Annotated in this window: 1 pseudogene; it reads left to right on the top strand. The window is 68.2% G+C overall.

The features are described 5' to 3' along the window. A pseudogene (locus tag ACLJNW_RS26375) lies at positions 1-258 on the top strand (allophanate hydrolase); the annotation flags it as partial.

The raw sequence follows: 258 nt of genomic DNA, 5'->3' as shown, positions 1-258 counted from the left end.
AGGTGAGCTTGCGGGTGGTTCCCGGACTCTACGTCCATCGCCTGACCCCCGACGCGGTCGAGCGTTTCTTCGCCGAGACCTGGACCGTCGGTTCGGAGGCGGACCGCACCGGCTACCGCTTCAAGGGCGGCACGGCGCTCCGGTTCGAGCCGCGCGAACAGCCATTCGGCGCAGGCTCGGACCCGTCCAACATCGTCGACGCCTGCTATCCCATCGGCTCGATCCAGGTACCGGGCGGGCTCGAACCCATCGTCCTAC

Source organism: Salmonella sp. SAL4457 (assembly GCF_046548235.1).
Classification (GTDB): Bacteria; Pseudomonadota; Gammaproteobacteria; order Enterobacterales; family Enterobacteriaceae; genus Salmonella; species Salmonella enterica.
This window is presented reverse-complemented; position numbering and strand designations above follow the sequence as displayed.